The sequence below is a fragment of the Streptomyces sp. NPDC033221 genome (assembly GCF_055577005.1).
Window position 1 is genome coordinate 50344 of sequence record NZ_JBVIQN010000013.1, and the last position, 18956, is coordinate 69299.

16 protein-coding genes and 1 pseudogene are annotated in these 18956 nt (G+C 73.3%); 3 read left to right on the forward strand and 14 right to left on the reverse strand.

The window, feature by feature from the left end:
• Positions 1 to 37 precede the first annotated feature (37 nt).
• The 6 genes and pseudogenes from ACZ53K_RS19010 to ACZ53K_RS19035 form a co-directional block, all read right to left on the reverse strand.
• Positions 38 to 1250 (reverse strand): annotated as a pseudogene (locus ACZ53K_RS19010) (IS30 family transposase).
• 84 nt (positions 1251 to 1334) lie between these two features.
• The gene (locus ACZ53K_RS19015) at positions 1335 to 2384 is read right to left on the reverse strand and encodes a 2-hydroxyacid dehydrogenase (protein ID WP_468837634.1); all 1050 of its coding nucleotides are present in this window, start codon (positions 2382 to 2384) and stop codon (positions 1335 to 1337) included.
• A gap of 51 nt (positions 2385 to 2435) precedes the next feature.
• Positions 2436 to 3068 (reverse strand): histidine phosphatase family protein, encoded by a 633-nt coding sequence (locus ACZ53K_RS19020; protein ID WP_468837637.1) that lies wholly within the window; start codon positions 3066 to 3068, stop codon positions 2436 to 2438.
• Positions 3065 to 4570 (reverse strand): FGGY-family carbohydrate kinase, encoded by a 1506-nt coding sequence (locus tag ACZ53K_RS19025; RefSeq protein ID WP_468837639.1) that lies wholly within the window; start codon positions 4568 to 4570, stop codon positions 3065 to 3067. Before ACZ53K_RS19025 ends, ACZ53K_RS19020 begins: the two co-directional genes overlap by 4 nt.
• Positions 4563 to 6158 (reverse strand): FGGY family carbohydrate kinase, encoded by a 1596-nt coding sequence (locus tag ACZ53K_RS19030; protein WP_468837641.1) that lies wholly within the window; start codon positions 6156 to 6158, stop codon positions 4563 to 4565. Before ACZ53K_RS19030 ends, ACZ53K_RS19025 begins: the two co-directional genes overlap by 8 nt.
• Before the next feature lie 13 nt (positions 6159 to 6171).
• Entirely contained in the window at positions 6172 to 7488 is a 1317-nt protein-coding gene (locus ACZ53K_RS19035; RefSeq protein WP_468837644.1) for an MFS transporter, read from the reverse strand.
• A gap of 277 nt (positions 7489 to 7765) precedes the next feature.
• Here ACZ53K_RS19035 and ACZ53K_RS19040 point away from each other — a divergent pair, with 277 nt between their 5' ends.
• Complete coding sequence (locus ACZ53K_RS19040; protein ID WP_468837647.1) at positions 7766 to 8545, forward strand: DeoR/GlpR family DNA-binding transcription regulator; 780 nt, start codon at positions 7766 to 7768, stop codon at positions 8543 to 8545.
• A 55-nt stretch (positions 8546 to 8600) separates the two neighbouring features.
• On the opposite strand, the gene ACZ53K_RS19045 is transcribed toward ACZ53K_RS19040, so the two are convergent.
• From ACZ53K_RS19045 to ACZ53K_RS19060, 4 genes are all read right to left on the reverse strand, one after another.
• The gene (locus tag ACZ53K_RS19045; RefSeq protein WP_468837649.1) at positions 8601 to 10088 is read right to left on the reverse strand and encodes an aromatic amino acid ammonia-lyase; all 1488 of its coding nucleotides are present in this window, start codon (positions 10086 to 10088) and stop codon (positions 8601 to 8603) included.
• A 96-nt stretch (positions 10089 to 10184) separates the two neighbouring features.
• Entirely contained in the window at positions 10185 to 10700 is a 516-nt protein-coding gene (locus ACZ53K_RS19050) for a hypothetical protein (RefSeq protein WP_468837652.1), read from the reverse strand.
• A gap of 82 nt (positions 10701 to 10782) precedes the next feature.
• Positions 10783 to 11847: a beta-ketoacyl-[acyl-carrier-protein] synthase family protein gene (locus ACZ53K_RS19055; RefSeq protein WP_468837655.1), complete on the reverse strand. Its 1065-nt coding sequence runs from the start codon at positions 11845 to 11847 to the stop codon at positions 10783 to 10785.
• Complete coding sequence (locus ACZ53K_RS19060; RefSeq protein ID WP_468837658.1) at positions 11847 to 13106, reverse strand: cytochrome P450; 1260 nt, start codon at positions 13104 to 13106, stop codon at positions 11847 to 11849. Before ACZ53K_RS19060 ends, ACZ53K_RS19055 begins: the two co-directional genes overlap by 1 nt.
• Positions 13107 to 13239: 133 nt before the next feature.
• Here ACZ53K_RS19060 and ACZ53K_RS19065 point away from each other — a divergent pair, with 133 nt between their 5' ends.
• The gene (locus ACZ53K_RS19065; protein ID WP_468837661.1) at positions 13240 to 14724 is read left to right on the forward strand and encodes an acyl-CoA synthetase; all 1485 of its coding nucleotides are present in this window, start codon (positions 13240 to 13242) and stop codon (positions 14722 to 14724) included.
• Between the two features lie 22 nt (positions 14725 to 14746).
• Here ACZ53K_RS19065 and ACZ53K_RS19070 read toward each other — a convergent pair whose 3' ends face one another.
• Both ACZ53K_RS19070 and ACZ53K_RS19075 read right to left on the reverse strand, forming a co-directional pair.
• The gene (locus tag ACZ53K_RS19070) at positions 14747 to 15097 is read right to left on the reverse strand and encodes a VOC family protein (protein WP_468838003.1); all 351 of its coding nucleotides are present in this window, start codon (positions 15095 to 15097) and stop codon (positions 14747 to 14749) included.
• A gap of 134 nt (positions 15098 to 15231) precedes the next feature.
• The gene (locus ACZ53K_RS19075; RefSeq protein ID WP_468837664.1) at positions 15232 to 15906 is read right to left on the reverse strand and encodes a GbsR/MarR family transcriptional regulator; all 675 of its coding nucleotides are present in this window, start codon (positions 15904 to 15906) and stop codon (positions 15232 to 15234) included.
• Positions 15907 to 16090: 184 nt separating this feature from the next.
• Between ACZ53K_RS19075 and ACZ53K_RS19080 the strand changes: the two genes are divergently transcribed.
• Positions 16091 to 17299, forward strand: a complete 1209-nt coding sequence (locus ACZ53K_RS19080; RefSeq protein ID WP_468837666.1) for a cytochrome P450 — start codon at positions 16091 to 16093, stop codon at positions 17297 to 17299.
• A 31-nt stretch (positions 17300 to 17330) separates the two neighbouring features.
• Here the strand turns inward: ACZ53K_RS19080 and ACZ53K_RS19085 are convergent, their stop codons facing one another.
• Together ACZ53K_RS19085 and ACZ53K_RS19090 are read right to left on the reverse strand one after the other, a co-directional pair.
• The gene (locus tag ACZ53K_RS19085; RefSeq protein ID WP_468837668.1) at positions 17331 to 18002 is read right to left on the reverse strand and encodes an ABC transporter ATP-binding protein; all 672 of its coding nucleotides are present in this window, start codon (positions 18000 to 18002) and stop codon (positions 17331 to 17333) included.
• Positions 17995 to 18948, reverse strand: a complete 954-nt coding sequence (locus ACZ53K_RS19090) for an ABC transporter ATP-binding protein (protein ID WP_468838005.1) — start codon at positions 18946 to 18948, stop codon at positions 17995 to 17997. The genes ACZ53K_RS19085 and ACZ53K_RS19090 overlap by 8 nt, the downstream gene beginning before the upstream one ends.
• Between the last annotated feature and the right edge of the window lie 8 nt (positions 18949 to 18956).

Consider the following 18956-nt stretch of genomic DNA (forward strand, 5'->3'; position numbering starts at 1 on the left):
GGTTTCTAGGGGTCGTCGCAACACGTGGTCGGTTTGATCAGGCCGCGAGCAGTTTATGCAGACGCTCGGCTGGGGTTTCCCAGCCGAGCGTCTTGCGTGGGCGGCGCTTGAGCTGGTCTGCGACTGCGGCCGGGTGTTCAGGGGTATGGACCGTCAGGTCGGTGCCCTTGGGGAAGTACTGCCGCAGCAGGCCGTTGGTGTTCTCGTTCGAGCCGCGCTGCCAGGGGCTGGCGGGTCGCAGAAGTAGACCGGGATGTCGGTGGCGAGGGTGAACTCGCCGTGCCGGCCATCTCGCCGCCCTGGTCCCAGGTCAGGGACCGCTTCAACTCGGCGGGCAGGGTCTGGACGGTGGAGGTCAGGGAGGTGAGGACCGCCTCGGCACTGTGGCCGCCGGGCAGGTGCAGGAGCATGACGTAGCGGGTGGCGCGTTCGGCCAGGGTGCCGATCGCGGACTTCCCGTCCTTGCCGATGATCAGGTCGCCCTCCCAGTGACCGGGCACGGCCCGGTCCTCGGTCTCGGCGGGGCGTTCGCTGATCATGACCATCGGTGTCGTGAAGCGGGGCTGGCGACAGTTGGCCTGCCGCTGCGGCCTGCGCCGGGCACGGCCGGAACGCAGGGCACCGGCGAGCTCACGCCGCAGCTGGCCCCTGCCCTGGACGTAGAGCGCCTGGTAGACGGTCTCGTGGACCACGTGCACCTCCGGCCGGTCAGGGAATCGTGTCCGCAGAGCCTGGCATATCTGCTCCGGGCTCCACTTCTCGTCCAGCATCGCCTGGACGGTGGCCCGCAGCCCGGGATTCCCCAGGATCTTGCGGGGCCTGGGGCAGGGCCGGCGGGCATCGGCGCGGGCCTGGGCGGCGTGCGGGCGGTAGGCCCCGCTTCCGGGGTGAGGGTTGCGGCGGATCCCACGGCTGACCGTGGACGGGCTGCGGCCCAGCTCCGCGGCGACCGCCCGCACCGTGGCCTTCTCCCGCAACCGGTCGGCGAGGTGAATCCGCTCCTCCTCACGCAGGAATCGGGACGGGCCGGAAGGCGGCACCACCGGGTGAATCGGTGGTGCCGCCTTCTGCCGCCGGCCGGCACTGCGGCCGTTGCGCCACTTCCGGCCGGTCCGCGCCTCGACGCCGACGATTCGGCACGCCTCGGTGTTGCTGTATCCCTGCTGCACGAGCCGGGAGTATGCCTCCCGCTCCCGTGACAGCTTCCCGGGGCCCTGCGGCGTCCGGTCCCCTCGGATCCTGAAGTCCATCGCACCCCTTGAGCTGGGGTGTTGCGACGACTCCTAGAACCCAAGCCTGGGGGACGGCCCTTCGCCGTACCGGGAGTGTGCGGGTCAGCCGCGCAGCACGTCCGGGTTGGCGCAGTGCGCGAGCGGCTCGCCGCGCAGGAAGCGGGCGGCTTCGGCGGCGACGATACGGGCGGCCTTGTGTGCGACCTGGCGGCTGCCGCCCGCGATGTGCGGGGTCAGCACGACGCCGGGCGCGGCCAGCAGGCGGGAGCCGGCCGGGACCGGCTCTTCGGGGAAGACGTCGAAGCCGGCGCCCCTGAGCTGCCCGGACTCCAGCGCGTCGCAGACCGCGTCGTAGTCCACGAGGGCGCCGCGCGCGCAGTTGACCAGGATGGAGCCGTGGGGCATGGCGGCGAGCTGGGCGCGGCCGATCATGCCGCGGGTCTCCTCGGTGAGACGGGCGTGCAGGGAGACGATGCGCGAGCGGCTCAGCAGTTCGTCCAGGCCGACCTGTTCGGCGACGCCGGTCAGTGCCTCGGGGGCGGCGTACGGGTCGTGGACGAGGACGTGCGCGCCCATGGCGGCCAGCACCTTGGCGACGCGGCTGCCGATCGCCCCGTACCCGACCAGGCCGACGGTGGTGCCCTCGATCTCGATGCCGCACTTGTCGTAGTCGTAGTAGTCGCCGCGCCAGATGCCCTGGCGCAGGTCGGTGTGGGTGTCGCCGACGCCGCGGGCGGCCGCGAGGAGCAGGGTCAGGGTGTGTTCGGCGGTGGCGGTGGCGTTGCGGCCGGGGGCGTAGCAGACGGCGACGCCGTGCCGGGTGGCGGCTTCCAGGTTGGCGTTGACCGGTCCGCCGCGGCCGACGCAGAACAGTTCCAGGTCCGGGCAGTGGGCGAGGATGCGCTCGGTGAGAGCGGCGTGTTCGGTGACGCAGACGCGGACGCCCTGGAGCGCCTCGATGAGCTGGTCCTCCGTACCGGACGCCTCGTCGACCTCGGCGACCTTGCCGAGCGGGGTGTGCGGCCAGGGCAGCTGCAGCTCCCGGATCGCGTCGGCGGTCACGGCGCCGCCGGTGGCCTCGCGGACCGCCTCGGTGAGCAGGCTGGGGAGGATGAAGTGGTTGCCGGCGGCGAGAACGGTGGGGCTGCTCATGGGGGGTGTTTCTCCTGGGTGTGCGGTGTCGGCGTACGTACGGGAGGCGGGTCAGTGCGGTGCGGTGGCGACCGGCGCGGGCGTGGCGGGGGCGTTGAGGCGCAGCAGCGCGGCCTGGCCGTCGCGGACGCGCAGTTCGGTCAGCGCGCCGTTGAGGAGCTGCGGGAAGACGCGCCGGTAGTCCGCGAGCGGGATGCCCAGCAGATGGCAGAGCAAAACCCGTACGAGGGTGGAGTGGGCGACCAGCAGGACCCGGCCGTCCGGGTGGGCGCGCTCGATGTCGGCGAGGCAGTCGGCGGCGCGCAGGGCGGCGGCACGGGGGTCCTCGCCACCGGGCAGGTGGTGGCCGACCGGGTCGGCGAGGAACGCCTCCAGCTCGTCCGGGAAGCGCCGGCGCATCTCGGCCTTGGTCAGGCCCTCACCGCGGCCGAAGTCCACCTCGTAGAGGCGTTCGTCGATGTGCGGGGTCAGGCCGCAGGCCGCGGCGGCGGGCGCGGCGGTGCGGCGGGCGCGGGACAGCGGGGAGCACCAGACGGCGTCCAGGCGGGCGGTGGCGGCCCAGTCGGCGAGGGCCGCCGCCTGCTCCTCACCGCGTCCGGTCAGTGCCACGTCGGTGAGGCCGGCGTAGCGGTTCTCGGCATGCCATTCGGTCTCGCCGTGGCGTACGAGGATGAAGTCGGTCACGGTGCGGCCCTCCTGCGGGCGTGGTCGGCCACGGTCTGGTCGAGCCAGCCACGGCGGGTCAGTTCGTCGAGGAAGCGGAGGTAGGCGGGGAGCAGGCGGGTGGTACGGGCCGGGTCGGGTGTGACCGGTGTGCCGGTGCGGACCATGGCGGTCGCGGCGTCCTGGAGGGTGACGCCGCCGGAGGTGGCGGCGAGCACGGCCATGCCGAGGGCGCCTTCGGCCTGTTCGGGCCGGTGGACGGGGCGGCCGAGCAGGTCGGCGCGGAGCTGTGACCAGTACGCGTTGCGGGCGCCGCCGCCGGTGAAGGTGAGCGGCCCGTCGACGGGGGCGCCGAGGTGGTCGAGGTAGTCGAAGCAGAGGCGTTCGACGCAGGCGACGCCGAGCAGGCAGGCGTGGAACTCCTGGGCGCGGGTGGGTACGTCGCCGAGGGTGAAGGGTTCGGCGTCGGGGGCGCGGAAGGGGAAGCGTTCGCCGCCGGCCGGGACGAGGGGGTAGGTGACCGCGTCCCAGTCCCGGCCGTCGCGTGCGGCTTCGGCGGTGAGCGCGTCGAGGTCGTCGCCGTTCTCCGGGGTGAAGTGCCGGGCGATGACGCCCGCGCCGGAGCTGGAGGCGCCGCCGGGCAGCCAGTTGCCGTCCGGTCCGCGGTGGCAGTAGACGACGCCGTGCGGGTCGCGGATCAGGTGGGGGCTGGTGCCCTTGAGGACGAGGGTGGTGCCGAGTACGGCGTTCCAGGCGCCGGGGGCGAGTGCGCCCGCGCCGATCTGGGCGGCGCAGCCGTCGGTCATTCCGGCGACAACGGTGGTGCCTTCGGGGATGCCGGTGGCTTCGGCCGCCGCCGCGCAGACCGCGCCGAGGACGGTTCCGGGCCGTACGACCTGCGGCAGGACCCGCTCGGGCACGCCGAGGCGGGCCAGTTCGGCGGACGGCCAGCGTTCGTCGGCGAGGTGGTAGCCGGTCTTGAGGGCGTGGCTGGCGTCGGCGGGGACCTGATGGCCGGTCAGCCGCCAGGTGATGAGGTCGGGCTGGTGCAGCAGCCGGGCATGCTCGGTCAGGCCCGGGTCCTGCCGGAGCAGCCAGAGCAGTTTGGGCAGGGCCCAGGAGGGCTGCATGGTGCGGTAGCCGAGTTCCTGCCACACCGCTCCCCCGGCCTCGTTGACGGCTTCCGCCTCTGCGGCGGCGCGCCCGTCGTCGTACATCAGGCCGGGGGTGAGCGGGGTGCCGTCTGCGTCGGCGAGGAGGACCGTACCGGAGGTGGCGTCGAGGGCCAGGCCGCGTACCCGGGCCGGGTCGATGCCGGCGAGGGCCGCGCGGCAGGCGGCGGACAGCGCGCTCCACCACTCTTCGGGCCGCTGCTCGTGGCGCCTGCCGTCGCGGTGGCTCGTCAGCGGCCGGGAGGCGGCGGCGAGCAGCTGTCCGGTCCCGTCGACGGCGACGCAGCGGGCGCTCTGCGTACCGAGGTCGAGGCCGAGCCAGACGGCGTCGGCGGTCAGGGCGTCAGACACGGTGGGGGGCTCCTTGGGCGGGGTGTTCGGGTGGTGCGGGTATCGGGTGCGACAGGGCCGGCGGCCGGTCGGGGACTTCGGGGGTGCTCTTGCGTCCGGCTCCGGGGCGCCAGCCCGCCTCGCGGGCGAGGCCGCGCCAGTGCAGGAAGTCCTCGTACAGCTCCGAGTAGCGGGCGGTGCGCTCCGGGTCGGGCTCCCAGCTGGACCGCATCCGTACGTACTTGGTGGCGGCGCTGTGCATGCTGGACTCGGCTCCGGACAGCACCAGGCCGGTGAGGAAGGCGCCCTTGGCGCCGAGTTCGGTGTCGCCGGAGCGGGCGGTCGGTACGCCCGTCGCGTCCGCGATGAGCGCGCACCAGGCGTCGCTGTTGGCGCCGCCGCCGCACAGGCGCAGTTCGCTGACGTGCGTGCGGGAGGCGGTCAGCGAGTCGCGCAGGACGAGCGAGAGGCCGTCGAAGACCGCGCGGGCCAGGTCGGCGCGGGTGTGTTCCAGGGACAGGCCCCAGAACCCGCCGCGGGCCTGCCCGTCGAGGAACGGTGCCCGTTCGCCCGCCGGGGAGAGGTACGGCAGGAACATCAGGCCGTGTGCGCCCGGCTCGGACTCGAAGGCCAGCCGCGACAGTTCCGGCGGCCCGGACAGGTGCAGGGTGCGCGCGGCCCAGCCGAGCACTTCGGCGCCGTTGAGGGTCGGGAAGGCGCGCAGGACGCGTTCGCGGCCGCGGTAGGCGATGGTGATGCCGGACGGTTCGCCGGTGGTGTCCACGGTCGTGCGGACGATCTCGGTGCACAGGGTGGTGCCGAGGATGCTGCACGCCTGGCCGGGGTTGACCACGCCGACGCCGCGCGCGGTGGCGGCGATGTCGTACGGGGCCATGACGACCGGGAGGCCGGCGGGCAGCCCGAGCTGGCCGGCCGCCTCGGAGGTGATCTCGGCGATCCGCTCGTGCTCGCCGAGCACCTTCGGCAGCAGCCGCTGGTACCCGGTGAGGCCGAAGAGGTCGAGGAGGTGCGGGTCGTACGCGCCGGTGGCGTGGTCGAGGAAGGGCGCCGAGGCGTCCGACTCGTCGACGGCGGTGACGCCGGTCAGCCGCAGGAAGAGCCAGCCCGCGGCGGTGAGGGAGGCGTGCGAGCGGGCGAGCCGGTCCGGGTCGTGCCGGGCCAGCCAGGCGAAGATCGCGTTGGGCATGCCGGCGCAGGTCAGCGAGCCGTTGCGGCGGAAGGCGGCCTCCAGGACGCCGTCCCGCTGCCACTGGCCGACGATCTCGCCGGCCCGGCCGTCGGACCACAGGATCGCGGGCCCGGTGGGGCGGCCCCGGTCGTCGACGAGCCAGGCGCCATCGCCCTGGGCGGTGAAGGAGACCAGCCACACGGGGTCGGCCGGGCCGGGGCGGCCGGCGAGTTCGGACAGGGCGTTGCGGACGGTGAAGACGACGGCGTTCCAGACGGCGTCCATGTCCTGCTCGGCGCGGCCCGGGCGGGGGCGGAGCACTTCGGTGGCGAGCCGGGAGACCGCGATCTCGCGGCCCAGGTCGTCGAAGACCACGGACTTGATCATCGTGGTGCCGACGTCGATGGTCAGTACGGACATCAGGTGCGTCCTCTCACGCCGGTGACGGGGCGGACGGCGCGGCGGCCGCGGTGGGAGCCGCCTCCGCCGGTGCCGTGCCCGGCTCGTCCGGCAGCTTCAGGAAGACGGTGAGCACGGTACTGACCGCGTACATCCCCGCGAAGATCCAGACCACCCCTTCGACGCCGAGCGGCCCGGCGAAGACCGCGACGACGGCCGGTCCGACGAAGGTGCTGGCGCCCGCGCCCAGGTTGAGCGCCGCCAGTGCCTGGCCTTTGTGCCGCGGCTCCAGCGAGGGCATCAGCGCCGATATCGGGACGTATCCCGCCAGGGTAGCGCCGTAGAACGCGGCGACCACCAGGGCGAGGCCGAAGTTGTCGCCCGCCGCCTGCGGTACGTAGAACAGCAGCAGGGTGCTGACGGTGCAGCCCGCGCCGCCGAACCAGGCGATGGTGCGGCGCCAGCCGAAGCGGTCGCCGATCATGCCGCACAGCAGGCTCGCCACGATGTTGGTCGCGAACATCGCGCTGAGCAGGTGCAGCCACTGGGTGAGGCTGAAGCCGACGGTCCGGGTGAAGTGCACCGGCAGGATGACGAAGAAGCCGAACTGCGAGGCCGTGTTGATGGTCCGTACGAGGGCGCCGGTGCCGACCCGGGGGTTGCGCCACAGGATCGTGACGCTGCCGAGCAGGGTGGCCGACGGGCCGTCGCCCTCGGAGCGCGGCCGGGGGCCACCGCGGTCGTCGCGGACCAGCAGCAGGGCGATCAGGCCGCCGACGGCGACCAGGACGAGCGCGGCCCACAGCGTGGCGTACGCGCCGATGTGCGGGATGAGGCCGCCGGCGACCAGCGAGCCCAGGGTCGGCAGGCCGCCGGTGAAGGCGAACCAGAACCAGCCCATGGCGGTGCTGAGCCGGGCCCGCGGCGCGACCCCGGCGATCCAGACGAGGAATCCGTACGCGAACAGCGGATAGCCCAGGCCGCGCAGGCCGTAGCCCAGCATCATCAGGGGGTAGTTCGCCAGGGGGACGGCCGCGGCGAGGAAGACGACCTGGAAAGCGCCCCAGATGGCGAGGCCGGTCCACATGACGCGGCGCGGTCCCCACAGTTCGGACAGTACGCCGGAGAGCCAGGCGGCGATGCCCGCCGCGACGCCGTAGACGGTGAACAGCAGCGCCACCCGGGGCTCCGGGATGCCCTGGTCGATCAGGTACGGCGAGAGGTAACCCGACTCGACACCGTCCCCGATCATGAACAGCAGCAGGCCCAGGTAGCCCCAGGCGAGGGTCGGCGGAATGCCCAGGCGGGTGGTCGCCCGTGTGATCGGTGAACGCGGGAGAGGGTTCTTCATCGAATCTCCCCTTTCTACGGCGGCAGGCGGTGGCAGGAGGCCTGCGGAGCGGACGGAGCCGATGCAACAGTCCGGCCGAAACCAGCGTCAATGGTGGCCGGAAATCTTCGCACCGGGCCGGTGGCCTGCCGTGTTGAGTCCTGCCGGAGCCGCCGGTGAGGGCCGCGCCCACCGTGCACGCCACGTTAGATCCGTGCGAACATAACGCGGCGAATTCACACGGCGTGCGGTGTGCGCCGCACGCCAGGCGGCCCGTACCGCACAGGAAGTGGGCACCATGGACCGGCTCGAAGCCCAGGAGGAGCGGCGCCGCCGCCTGCGCGACACCGTCATCGCCCGCGGCTTCGTCCGCACCTCGGACCTCGCCGAGGCGTACGGGATCAGCCTGATGACCGCCCACCGCGACCTGGACGCCCTCCAGGCGCAGGGCTGGCTGCGCAAGGTGCGCGGCGGGGCCACCGGTCTGCCGTCGGCACAGTTCCACGGCAGCGTGGCCGACCGGATGGCGGTCATGGCGCCGGCCAAGCAGGCCCTGGCCCGGGCCGCGGCGACCCTGCTCGTACCCGGCCAGACCGTCATGCTCGACGACAGCACCACCTGCCTCCTGCTGGCGCACCGGTTCGCCGAGCACGCGCCGCTGACCGTCATCACCAACTCGCTGCCGGCCGTCACCACACTCGCCAAGGAGCCCGGCATCTCGCTGATCACGCTGGGCGGCGCCTACTTCCCGGCGTACGACGCGTTCATGGGCCTGCACACGGCGGACGCGGCACGGGCCTTCCGCGCCGATGTGCTGTTCATGTCGACCACCGCCGTCACCAACGGCCGCTGCTACCACACCTCGCCGGAGACGGTGCAGGTCAAGCGGGCGATGATGGAGAGCGCGGGGCGGCGGGTGCTGGTCGCCGACCACACCAAGTTCACCAAGGGCGGGCTGTACGCGCTGGCGCCGCTGACCGACTTCGACCTGCTGGTCGTGGACGACGGGCTGCCCGCCGCGGAGATCCGGGGCGTACGGGCGCGGGGTACCGAGGTGCTGGTGGTGCCGCGGCCCTGACGCCGCGGGCCGGCACCACCGGGCCTCGTGGGCCCGGCGGCGCCGGCGTCGCGGCTCAGCACATCCGGTCGAGTACGTCGGCGGCGTCCCGTACCGAAGCGGCCCACGGCCGGTCCCGCGCCACGGTCGGCTCCAGCGCGTCCAGGAGGCGGGTGGAGGCGTCGGCGGTGGGACGCCGCGCCCCGACGCGGACGGCCTGGCACAGGGCGACGGCGAGCGAACCGTGCAGCAGGCGCAGCGTCCCGGCCTGCTTCAGCGCGGTGAACGCGGCCTGCGTACCGAACGGGACGATGTCCTGGTTGTGCCAGTTGGTGGGGATGCTCTGCATGGCGGCGGGGGTGGCGGCGCGGCGCATCGCGACCACCAGGGAGGTCGCGGCGAGCTGGATGCCCTGGACGCCGTGGTCACGTCCGGGGTCCTCGGCGAGCATCGGGTTGAGGCCGCCGTTGCGGCGCGGGTCGATCAGCAGGTCGAGCTGGCGTTCGGCGAGGTTGGCGAGCTGGGCCGCGGTGATGGACAGCAGGTCGGCGACGAAGGCGACCTGCTGGCCGAAGAAGTTGCCGCCGTGGGCGACGACGTCGCGCTCGGGGAAGAAGAGCGGGTTGTCGCTGATGCCGTTGAGGTCGTCGGTGACGACCTGGCGGGCGTGACGCATGCTGGTCGCCGCGGCGCCGAGGATGTGCGGCGCACAGCGCAGTGTGTAGGGCTCCTGGAGGGCGCGGGTGCCGCTGGGTTCGTGGCCCACGAGTCGTTTACGCAGGTCGTCGGCGCGTTCGGCGGTGTCCTCGTGGCCCAGCGCCTCGAAGATCTCGGGGGCGGTGAAGTCGGGGCGGCAGCCGAGGACCGTGGCGAGCAGGGCGGTCAGCGCGGTTCCGGCGGCCACCGAGCGGTGCAGCTGGGCGAGCGCGAGGCCGGCGCCCGCCGCGGTCACGGACGTGCCGTTGACCAGGCCGAGCGCGTCCCTGCCGGTCAGTTCCACGGGCCGCAGTCCGGCCTCGGCGAGGGCGCGGTCGGCGGGCATGCGGGTGGTGCCGAGGTAGGCGTCACCGCGCCCCTGGAGGGAGCGGATCGCGTGGGCCAGGGGTGCCAGGTCGCCGCTGGCGCCGACCGATCCGTACTCGGGCATCACCGGCGCGAAGGAGGTGCCGAGCATCGCCACGAGGGCGTCCACGGCGGCCGGAGCCACGCCGGAGTGGCCCCTGGCCAGGCTCCACAGCCGGGTGAGCAGGGTGGCCCGGGCGACCGGCGGGTCCAGGTCGGCGCCTTGGCCGACTTCGAGGTGGGTGAGCACGTTCTCGCACTGGTCCGTGCCCTCTTCCTGGCCCGCGTAGACGACGAGGGGGCCGAAGCCGGTGGTGGTGCCGTAGATCTCGCGGCCCTTGCCGATGCAGGTGCGGAGGTAGTCGTGACAGCGGGCGACGTCCGCGCGGGAGGCGTCGTCGAGCCGTACGGTGACGGGCCCGGCGGCGGTTTCGAGCGTCTCGGGGGTCAGGACCGAGGGGAACCGCAGCTCGGCCGCGGAGGGCTGCAAGGTGGGGGGCATCGCTTTCCTTGAGTGGGGATGACGGTGTGGGCGCGGTGGGGGGGGACGCGGCCACGGTGGCGGACGAGGGGCGAGGGCCCGGCCCCGGACGGGCGGTCAGGTCCTGCCGGTCGTGAACAGGTGGGCCCATGCCGTGCCGGGTGACCGCGGGCTGCCGCCGGGGTCGGCGGCGATGGCCAGGACCTGGTCGGCGTCGCCCGTGGCGATGACGCGTGCGGCGGTGGTACGGGCCGCGGCCAGCGGGTCGCCGATGGCGAGTGTGGCGACGAGCGGGCCGGTCAGGCCCCATACGGTGCTCAGATGGCCGAGCGCCGTGGAGGGCACGTTCTGGAACAGCAGGGGTTTGGGCACCTGCCGCTGCCCGGCCACCGCGTCGTCGATGGCCGTCTGTGTGACCACGTCGCCGCGGGTGGACGCGAGGACGAGCGCGGTGCGCGGGCCGAGCGCCGGGGGCAGCGGGGGTGTGCCGTACCGGTCGGCGAGGCAGCGTTCGCCGACGGCCACCAGCAGGGGCGCGAAGGCGGACGTGTCGAAGCGCGGGACCTCCGGCAGGCGCGCCGCCGGGTCGTCCGGTGGCGGCCACTGGGCCCGGGTCTCAACGATCAGTTGCATGGCGTCGTCCTCATGGGGCTCTTCCCGCACGGGTGTCGTCGTACGGCACGGGGTGGTCGGGGGCACGGCAGCACCGGTCGGGTTACGGCATCGCCAGGAGGAGGGCCGTACAGACGCCGCCGAAACCGCTGTTGAGGCTGAGTGCGTAGCGGGACTGCGGGGCGCGGCCCGGATCGAGTACGAGGTCGAGGGGGCAGTCCTCGTCCGGTGCGAGGTGGTTGGCGTTGACGGGCAGTTCCCCGTGGCGGAACGCGAGGGCGCAGACGGCCAGTTCGACCAGTCCGGAGGCTTCCAGGCAGTGTCCGTGCAGGGCTTTGGTCGAGCTGACGGGGATCTGTACGCCGTGCGGGGAGAGCGCGCTCACGATGGCGGCGGCCTCGCCCGCGTCGAAGGCGGGGGTGGCGGTCGCATGGGCGTTGATGTAGCCGATCCGGTCGCCGGGGAGCTTGGCGCGGCGCAGTGCGGTGGTGACGGCCGCCGCGGGGCCCCGGCCCTCGGGGTGGGGCCGGCAGACGTGGTGGGCTTCGGCGGCGTTGCCCCAACCGCTCACGACCGCCCACGGCGGTGCGGTGCCGGTGTGTTCGAGGACCACGGCGGCGGCGCCGTCCCCCAGCACCGGGCCCTCGCGGCCGGCGCTGAACGGGCGGCAGACGCCGTCCGGGGCGAGGATGCCCGCGCTGTCGAAGGCGGCGAACATGCTGGCGTCGACGAAGCTGGCGCCGGCGATGACGGCCCGCCGTTCGGCTGTGGTGCCGATGAGGTGGGCCGCCTCGGCGACGGCGGTGTTCGAGGCGGCGCAGGCGGCGGTGTGGACGGTGAGCACCTCGCGCAGGCCGCAGGCGCCGGCCAGCTCGACGGCCAGGGCGGCCGTGTCCGGGCCGGCGTGCAGGGCGAGGACGAGCGGTGTGGCGGCGCGGTCGGCGGCGGACAGTTCGGCCTCGTCGCAGGCTGCGCCGATGAGGTGGGCCAGTTCCGCGTACAGGTCGGGCGTGCCGGGGACGGTGGCGGCGTGGTGGGCACGGTGACGGGTGGTGTCGAAGCGGGTGACCGGGGAGGTGGCAGGTTTCCCGGAGGTCAGGCCCTGCCAGAGGGCGTCCGGGCCGTGGCCGTACGCGGTGAGGACCGACAGGCCGGTGACGCGGGCCATCACGACACCACCGCGTGCCGGGGCTGGAAGGTCACGGGCAGCGCCGTCAGCCCCGCGGTGACGTGCAGATGGGTGATGCCGCCGGTCGAGCCGCGCTGCCAGGGCAGCGTGTCGAGCGGCTGGGCGGCGGCGAGACCGGGCAGGCGGCGCAGCACGGCGCCGAGGGCGGTACGGCACAGCCCGACGGCGAGGCTGCTGCCGAGGCAGAAGTGCGGGCCGTGGGCGAAGACGAGGTCCTGGCCCGCGTCCCGGGTCAGGTCGAGGTGGTTGGGGGCGGTGAACCGCCGTGGGTCGCGGTTGGCGAGGGCGATGTGCACGATCACCGCGTCGCCCGGCTCCAGCTGCGCGTCGTACAGCTCGGTGGGCCGGACGGCGAAGCGCGGCATGGTGGCCGCCAGCGGAGAGGTGTAGCGCAGCAGTTCGTCGAGCCCGTCGACGACCCGGGCGGGCTCGGCGAGGAGGTCGGGGCGGTGCCAGAGCGTGTACAGGCTGGAGGTGAGGAAGTCGGCGACGGGCTCGTAGGCGGAGACGAGGAGCAGGAAGAGGGTGGAGGTCAGCTGGCCCTCGTCGAGGCCGGCGGCATCGGCGTGCGCGATCATCCCGCTGACGGCGTCGGCCCCCGGTCTGCGCCGCCGGAAGTCCACCAGGTCGTGCAGCAGCTCGCTCATGGCTTCCCGGTCCGCGGCGTACCGCACACGGTCCGGTGAGCCGGGGGGATCGAACAGCGGTGACGGACCCCAGCGCCGCAGCTCCAGGGCGCGGCGCACGAAATCGTCCGGATACCCCAGCAGTCCGGTGATCGCCCGGACACCGAAAGGGTGGGCGAACTCGCGGACGAGGTCGGCGCGGCCACGCCCGGCGATCTCGTCGAGCAGGTCCTCCGCCATGCCTTCGGCGCGGTCGACGGCGGCCCGTACGCGCTCGGGGGTGAACGCCGACGCGCCCAGCTCCCGCAGCTGCCGGTGCAGGTCACCGTCGGTGTTGAGCATGCTGCGGACGATGCTCTGGGTGATCTGCGGCCCGGTGAAGCCGAGGTAGCGCGTCCAGCGTTCACCACCCCGGACGGCCGGTTTGACGAAGCCGGTGTCCGTCATCACCCGGCGCGCGGCGTCGTACCCGCTCGCGACCCAGGCGGACGAGCCGTCGGGCAGCTCCGCGCGCCACACCGGGGGCTCGCCGCGGGTGTCGATGCGCTCGGCCTCGGGACTGTGGCGGACCCGCGCGTCCATCAGAAGTGCCGTACCGGGACCAGCGGTCATCGCAGCCTCCCCACTCGCCGAACACATAGCGTCACTAGTAAATTACCATCAGTAATATCATGTCACTACGCGTCTCCTTCGAACGGGTGATGCGGCAGACGGGCCTCACAGGTGAGCGGACAGGGGCGGCACAGTGCACAACGAAGGCATCGGCGCCTGGACCGCGCGGCGGGCGCGGCGGACCCCGCACCGCACGGCGGTGGTCCACGACGACGGGCGGCGCATCAGCTACGCGGGGCTGTACGAACACGCCACCCGCATCGCCCACACCCTCCGGCGCCACGGCGTGCGCAAGGGTGACCGGGTCGGCTTCCTCGGCCCCAACCGGCCCGAATTCCTGGCGTCCCTGTTCGCCGCCGGCCTGCTGGGCGCGGTGTTCGTCCCGTTCAACGTACGGCTCAGCCCGCCGGAACTGGCCTACCAACTGACGGACTGCGGCGCCCGGGTGCTGCTGCGCTCCGGCCGCTCCCCCGGCGCTCCGGCGGGCACCGGCGTACCGGTCGTCGAGGCGGACGCGGCGGGCGGGGCCGGTCCCGTCACACCGGTCGAAGAAGCCGTGGCACCGGACGACCCCTGCGTCATCCTCTACACCTCCGGCACGACCGGCCGCCCCAAGGGCGCCGTGCTCACCCACGCCAACCTCACCTGGAACGCCGTCAACGTCCTGATCGACGAGGACCTGACCGCCGATGAGGCCGCCCTGATCGCCGCGCCGCTCTACCACGCCGCCGCGCTGGGCATGCAGGCTCTGCCGGTGCTGCTGAAGGGCGGCACGTGCGTGCTGCTGGAGGCCTTCGACGCGGGCGCGGCACTCGAAGCCGTCGAACGGTACGGCGTCACGTCCCTCTTCGGCGTCCCCACGATGTTCCACCGGATCGCCGCCCACCCCCGCTGGCGCGCAGCCGACCTCTCCTCCCTTCGCACGCTCGTGTGCGGCGGAGCCCCGGTCCCCGACACACTGATCGACACGTACGCACGCCGTGGGCTCGCCCTGCGCCAGGGGTACGGCATGACGGAAGCGGCGCCGGGCGTCCTGCTGACGCACGATCAGCCCACCGGCGCCGGGCCGGGCCGGGCCGGGGTACCCCACTTCTTCACCGACGTCCGCGTGGCGCCCCCCGAATCCGGCTCCTCCCCCACCCCCCTCGGCGAGACCGGCGAACTCCTCGTACGCGGACCCAATGTCATGACCGGCTACTGGAACCGGCCACGCGACAGCGAAGCAGCCTTCACGGACGGCTGGCTGCGCACCGGCGACGCGGCCCGGACGGACAGCGACGGCGGAGTGACCATCGTCGACCGCCTCAAAGAGGTGTTCATCTCAGGCGGCGAGAACATCTACCCGGCCGAGGTCGAACACGCCCTGCTGACCCATCCCGGCGTGGCCGAGTGCGCGGTGATCCCGGTCCCCGACGCCGAATGGGGCGAGGTCGGCCGCGCGGTCCTGGTGGCGGCTCCGAACGTCAGTCTCGACGCGTCCGAGGTCCTCTCCTCCCTCTCCGGCCGGCTGGCCCGCTACAAGATCCCGCACTCCGCCGTGATCGCACCGGACCTCCCCCGCTCCAGCACCGGCAAGACCGCCCGCCGCCACATCAAAGACCGCTACGGCTCCCCCTGACCCCCGCCCTCCCTCCTGCACCTCACCGATGCCCCAGCACATTCACCACCCGCCCATTGGGATCCCGCACGAAGAACCGCCGCACCCCCCACTCCTCGTCCCGCAACTCCCGCACCACAGGCGCCCCACTGGCCAGTACGGCGGCATACACCGCGTCCACGTCATCCACCTCGACACTCATGTCGGGCGGCGTATCGGGCGCGGAGCGGTCCTCCGTCATCAAGATCACCTGCGCGGCGGGATTGTCCGGGGCGGCGAGCGTCATGACCCATCCCAGGTTCATGACCTCCTCCAGCCCGAGAAGTCCGTAGAACTCCCGGCTCTCGTCCATGGCCTGCGAACGGATGTCGGGCACAACCCGGCGGACGGACATCGGCGGCCTCTCTTCGAACACCACACGGCGACGCGTGCGGTCCGCACGCGGCAGCCCGGAACCGGTGTCGGGCCGCGCTCCGAACTGCCCCGACTGTCGCAGCAGCCACTGACAACGGCCCGTACGCGACCGCGTCACGTCAGGAGGAAGCGCCAGCGCTCGGCCGACTCCCCCATGTCCAGGATGACCCGCTCCAGAAACGTCCCCGCCCTGGAAAGCCGTTGCCCCACGGGGCTGTCGAGCCCGAAGGTCTCCGCCGCCGCCATCGCGGCCCGCGTCGACTCAAGCGTCTGCCGCGCACTGATCATGATCGTGTGGTACCAGGCCTCGTCGTCGATCACGTAGCTGTCGCGACGCCGCTGCGGATCGCGCTCGCGCCGGACATAACCGTGCCGGACCAGGAAGTTCACGGCCACGGACACGGAGGCCGGGCTGACGCCGAGTCGGCGGGTCAGCTCGGCCGCGGTCCGCCTGCCGTCCTCGGACAGCAGCAGATCGACGTGCACGCGCGCCGTGATCCTCGGCATCCCCGCCCTGACCGCGAGCTCGACCGCCTCTTCCTCCACCGAGCCGCCCGCCGCTCCGGCCGAGCGCGGCGGCGCCGGCGTGCCGCGCCGCGCCCGCCGGGCCGTCTCCCGGTGCGCCTGTTGGGGCCGGTAGCCGCCGGGGCCGCCGTTGCGTCCGACTTCCCGGCTGATCGTCGAAGTCGGCCGGTCGAGGCGCCTGGCGATCTCGGCGTAGGGGAGCCCGTCGCCGAGTCCGGCCGCGATGCGCTGGCGCTCCTGTTGGGTCAATCGTCCTCCTGGCATGGCGGCAGTATTGCCTTCACCGCCCTTCATTGCAACGGGCCGTTGCATTCGAGATCAGCGTCATTGCATCAATATCCCGTTCTCCACCAGCAGTTACGGCGCTCGAATGATTGACGTCGAACTGAATGCAACGTAGCTTTCGAGCTGCGTCAAAACACGTTCTATCGCGAAATGAGGAACAGGCATGAGTGAATCCCTCCGCACCGTCACCACGCTGCCGACGACACGTGCGTCCGGCTGCCCCTTCGACCCGCCGGCCGAGCTGATCGACGCCCGCCGGCACAGCCCCATCAGCCCCTACACCTTCCCCAGCGGCAAAGCCGGCTGGCTGATCACCGGATTCGACCTGGCCCGCGCGGTCCTGGCCGACCCACGATTCAGCTCACGCAAGGAGCTGATGCGCCACCACCCGACCATCGACTACGGCGACATCGAGGTGCCCCCGGCGCCGCCCGGCGAGTTCCTCCTCATGGACGATCCGGAACACCGGCGCTACCGCAAGCCGCTGGCGGGCAAGTTCACCGTGCGGCGGATGCGCCTGCTCACCGAGCGCGTCGAGCAGGTCACCGCCGACTGCCTGGACGCCATGGAGAAGACCGGACCGCCGGTGGATCTGGTGGCCGCGTTCGCCAGGCCCATCCCCGCCATCATGATCTGCGAGCTGCTGGGAGTGCCGTACGAGGACCGGGGCTCCTTCCAGGAGCAGGTCGAGTCGTTCATGAGCGGGGAGACGACCGACGAGGAGCTGATAGCGGCCTACACCGCGGTCCAGAACTACCTCGCGGAGCTGGTGGCCGCCAAGCGCGCGCACCCCACCGACGACGTGCTCAGTGAACTCGCCGACAGCGACCTGACCGACGAGGAGCTGCGCGGGATCAGCCTGATCCTGCTGGCGGCCGGGCTCGACACCACCGCGAACATGCTGGCACTGGGCACCTTCGCGCTGCTGCAGAACCCGGCACAGCTGGCGGCGCTGCGCGCCGAACCCGAGCTCGCCGACCGGGCCGTGGAGGAACTGCTGCGGTACCTGAGCGTCGCCAAGACGTTCTTGAGGGTGTCGCTGGAAGACGTCGAACTCGGCGGCCAGACCATCGAGGCCGGCTCGCCGGTGATCCTGTCGATCAACACCGCGAACCGCGACCCCGAGCGCTTCCCCGAGTCCCACCTGCTCGACCTCGGACGGCAGGACGGCGGGCACCTGGCCTTCGGCCACGGCATCCACCAGTGCCTGGGGCAGCAGCTGGCGCGCGTCGAGATGGGGGTCGCGTTCCCCGCGCTGGTCAACCGCTTCCCCACGCTGCGCCTGGCCGTACCGGCCGAAGAGGTCGCGCTGCGCCCGGAGACGGCGGACATCTACGGGGTGAAGCGCCTCCCGGTCTCCTGGGACGTGTGACCGCGAGCCGTGAGGGGGCGCTTCCGCCCGCTCAGCCGCCCGCCCCGGAGGAGCCCAGCTCCCCCCATCCCACGGTCCGGTCGCACCACCGCTCCAGCAGCACCCGGTCGTGCCCGACCGCCAGCAGCCCGGCCCCCGATGCGCGTCGGTACTCCTCGACGACCGCCACCAGGGCGGCCGTCGTCGAGGCGTCGAGCATGGCGGTCATCTCGTCGCAGATCAGCCAGCGAGGGCGGAGGACCAGGGCACGGGCCAGGCAGGCGCGCTGGAGCTGGCCGTCGCTGACCTCGTGGGGGCGGCGGGCGAGGAGGTCGGCGCCCAGGCCGACGACGGGGGCCAGGGCGGCCAGGCGGTCCACGGCCTCGGCGCGGCGGCCGGTGGCCCGTAGAGGCTCGGTGATCAGGTCGGCGAGGCGCAGGCGGGGGTCGGCGGACAGGCGGGGCTGCTGGAAGACGACGCCGTACGCGGTGCGCTGGGCGCGGGTGGCCCGGTGGCGGTAGCCGCTGACGGGGTGGCCGTCGAGGACGACGGTGCCGGAGTCGGGGCGGTGCAGGAGGGCGGCGACCCGGGCCAGTGTCGACTTGCCGCAGCCGCTGGGGCCGAGCAGGCCGACGGCCTCGCCGGGCTCGATGCGCAGCGACACATCGCGTACGACGGGCCGGCTGCGGTCGTATCCCGCGGTGATCGAGTGGAGTTCAAGCACCGGCTGCTCCTCCCCTTGGTGCGGCGGCTGCCGGCTCCCTCAGCGGGTGGTGGCAGGCGGTGCCGTCCGTCAGCGCGGGCACGCCGGCCGTGCAGCGGTCCGTCTTGCGGACGCAGCGGGCGGCGAAGGCGCAGCCGGGCGGGAGGGCGCCCAGTTCCGGCGGCATGCCGGGGACGGGGGTGAAGGCGCGGTCCGGGAGGGCGTCGAGGAGTCCGCGGGCGTACGGGTGGCGGGGGCCCGGGGTGCCGAAGAAGTCCGGGGCATCGGCGAGTTCGACGATCCGGCCGGCGTACATGACGGCCACCCGGTCGGCGATCCGCTCGGCCGCCGCCAGATCGTGAGTGATCATGAGGAGGGCCCGTCCGGCGCCTCCGGCGTCGTCCGGTGCGTCGATGTGGCGGCGCAGTTCGTCGACCGTACGGTCCACCAGGTCGCGGTCCAGGCCGGTCGTCGGTTCGTCGGCGAGGAGCAGCGGGGCGTCGCCGACCAGCGCGAGGGCGGTGGCGGCGCGCTGCGCGAGGCCGCCGGAGAGTTCGTGCGGGTGGCGGTCGAGGTGCCCGGCGGGGAAGGCGGTGCGGTCGGCGGCCCGCTCGGCGGCGGCCCGCAGCGCGTGCCTGGGCGTGTCCGTGAGTTCCCGGACGGTCTCTTCGAGCTGGGCCCGTACGGTGCGTACGGGGGTGAGGTGGGCGGCGGGGCTCTGGGGCACCAGGCCGATGCGGCGGCCGCGTACCGAGCGGGAGAGTTCGCGTTCGGAGGCGGTGAGCAGTTCCACGCCGTCCAGGTGTGCGGCGCCGGCGGTCTCGGCGTTGCCCGGGAGCAGGCCGAGCAGGGCCGAGGCCAGGACGGACTTGCCGCAGCCGCTCTCGCCGACCAGCGCGAGGCACTGGCCGGGCGCGAGGTCGAAGGAGGCGTCGGTGACGGCGGCGATGTGCCGTCCGCCGCGCATCCGGAAGC

Bases quoted from the DNA above. Each gene is read 5' to 3' on its own strand.
- ACZ53K_RS19045 (WP_468837649.1), bottom strand. From the start codon at position 10,088: ATGCCCCCCACCTTGCAGCCCTCCGCGGCCGAGCTGCGGTTCCCCTCG.
- ACZ53K_RS19070 (WP_468838003.1), bottom strand. From the start codon at position 15,097: ATGTCCGTCCGCCGGGTTGTGCCCGACATCCGTTCGCAGGCCATGGAC.
- ACZ53K_RS19080 (WP_468837666.1), top strand. From the start codon at position 16,091: ATGAGTGAATCCCTCCGCACCGTCACCACGCTGCCGACGACACGTGCG.
- ACZ53K_RS19060 (WP_468837658.1), bottom strand. From the start codon at position 13,106: ATGACCGCTGGTCCCGGTACGGCACTTCTGATGGACGCGCGGGTCCGC.
- ACZ53K_RS19035 (WP_468837644.1), bottom strand. From the start codon at position 7,488: ATGAAGAACCCTCTCCCGCGTTCACCGATCACACGGGCGACCACCCGC.
- ACZ53K_RS19030 (WP_468837641.1), bottom strand. From the start codon at position 6,158: ATGTCCGTACTGACCATCGACGTCGGCACCACGATGATCAAGTCCGTG.
- ACZ53K_RS19050 (WP_468837652.1), bottom strand. From the start codon at position 10,700: ATGCAACTGATCGTTGAGACCCGGGCCCAGTGGCCGCCACCGGACGAC.
- ACZ53K_RS19015 (WP_468837634.1), bottom strand. From the start codon at position 2,384: ATGAGCAGCCCCACCGTTCTCGCCGCCGGCAACCACTTCATCCTCCCC.
- ACZ53K_RS19090 (WP_468838005.1), bottom strand. From the start codon at position 18,948: ATGCGCGGCGGACGGCACATCGCCGCCGTCACCGACGCCTCCTTCGAC.
- ACZ53K_RS19040 (WP_468837647.1), top strand. From the start codon at position 7,766: ATGGACCGGCTCGAAGCCCAGGAGGAGCGGCGCCGCCGCCTGCGCGAC.
- ACZ53K_RS19055 (WP_468837655.1), bottom strand. From the start codon at position 11,847: ATGGCCCGCGTCACCGGCCTGTCGGTCCTCACCGCGTACGGCCACGGC.
- ACZ53K_RS19075 (WP_468837664.1), bottom strand. From the start codon at position 15,906: ATGCCAGGAGGACGATTGACCCAACAGGAGCGCCAGCGCATCGCGGCC.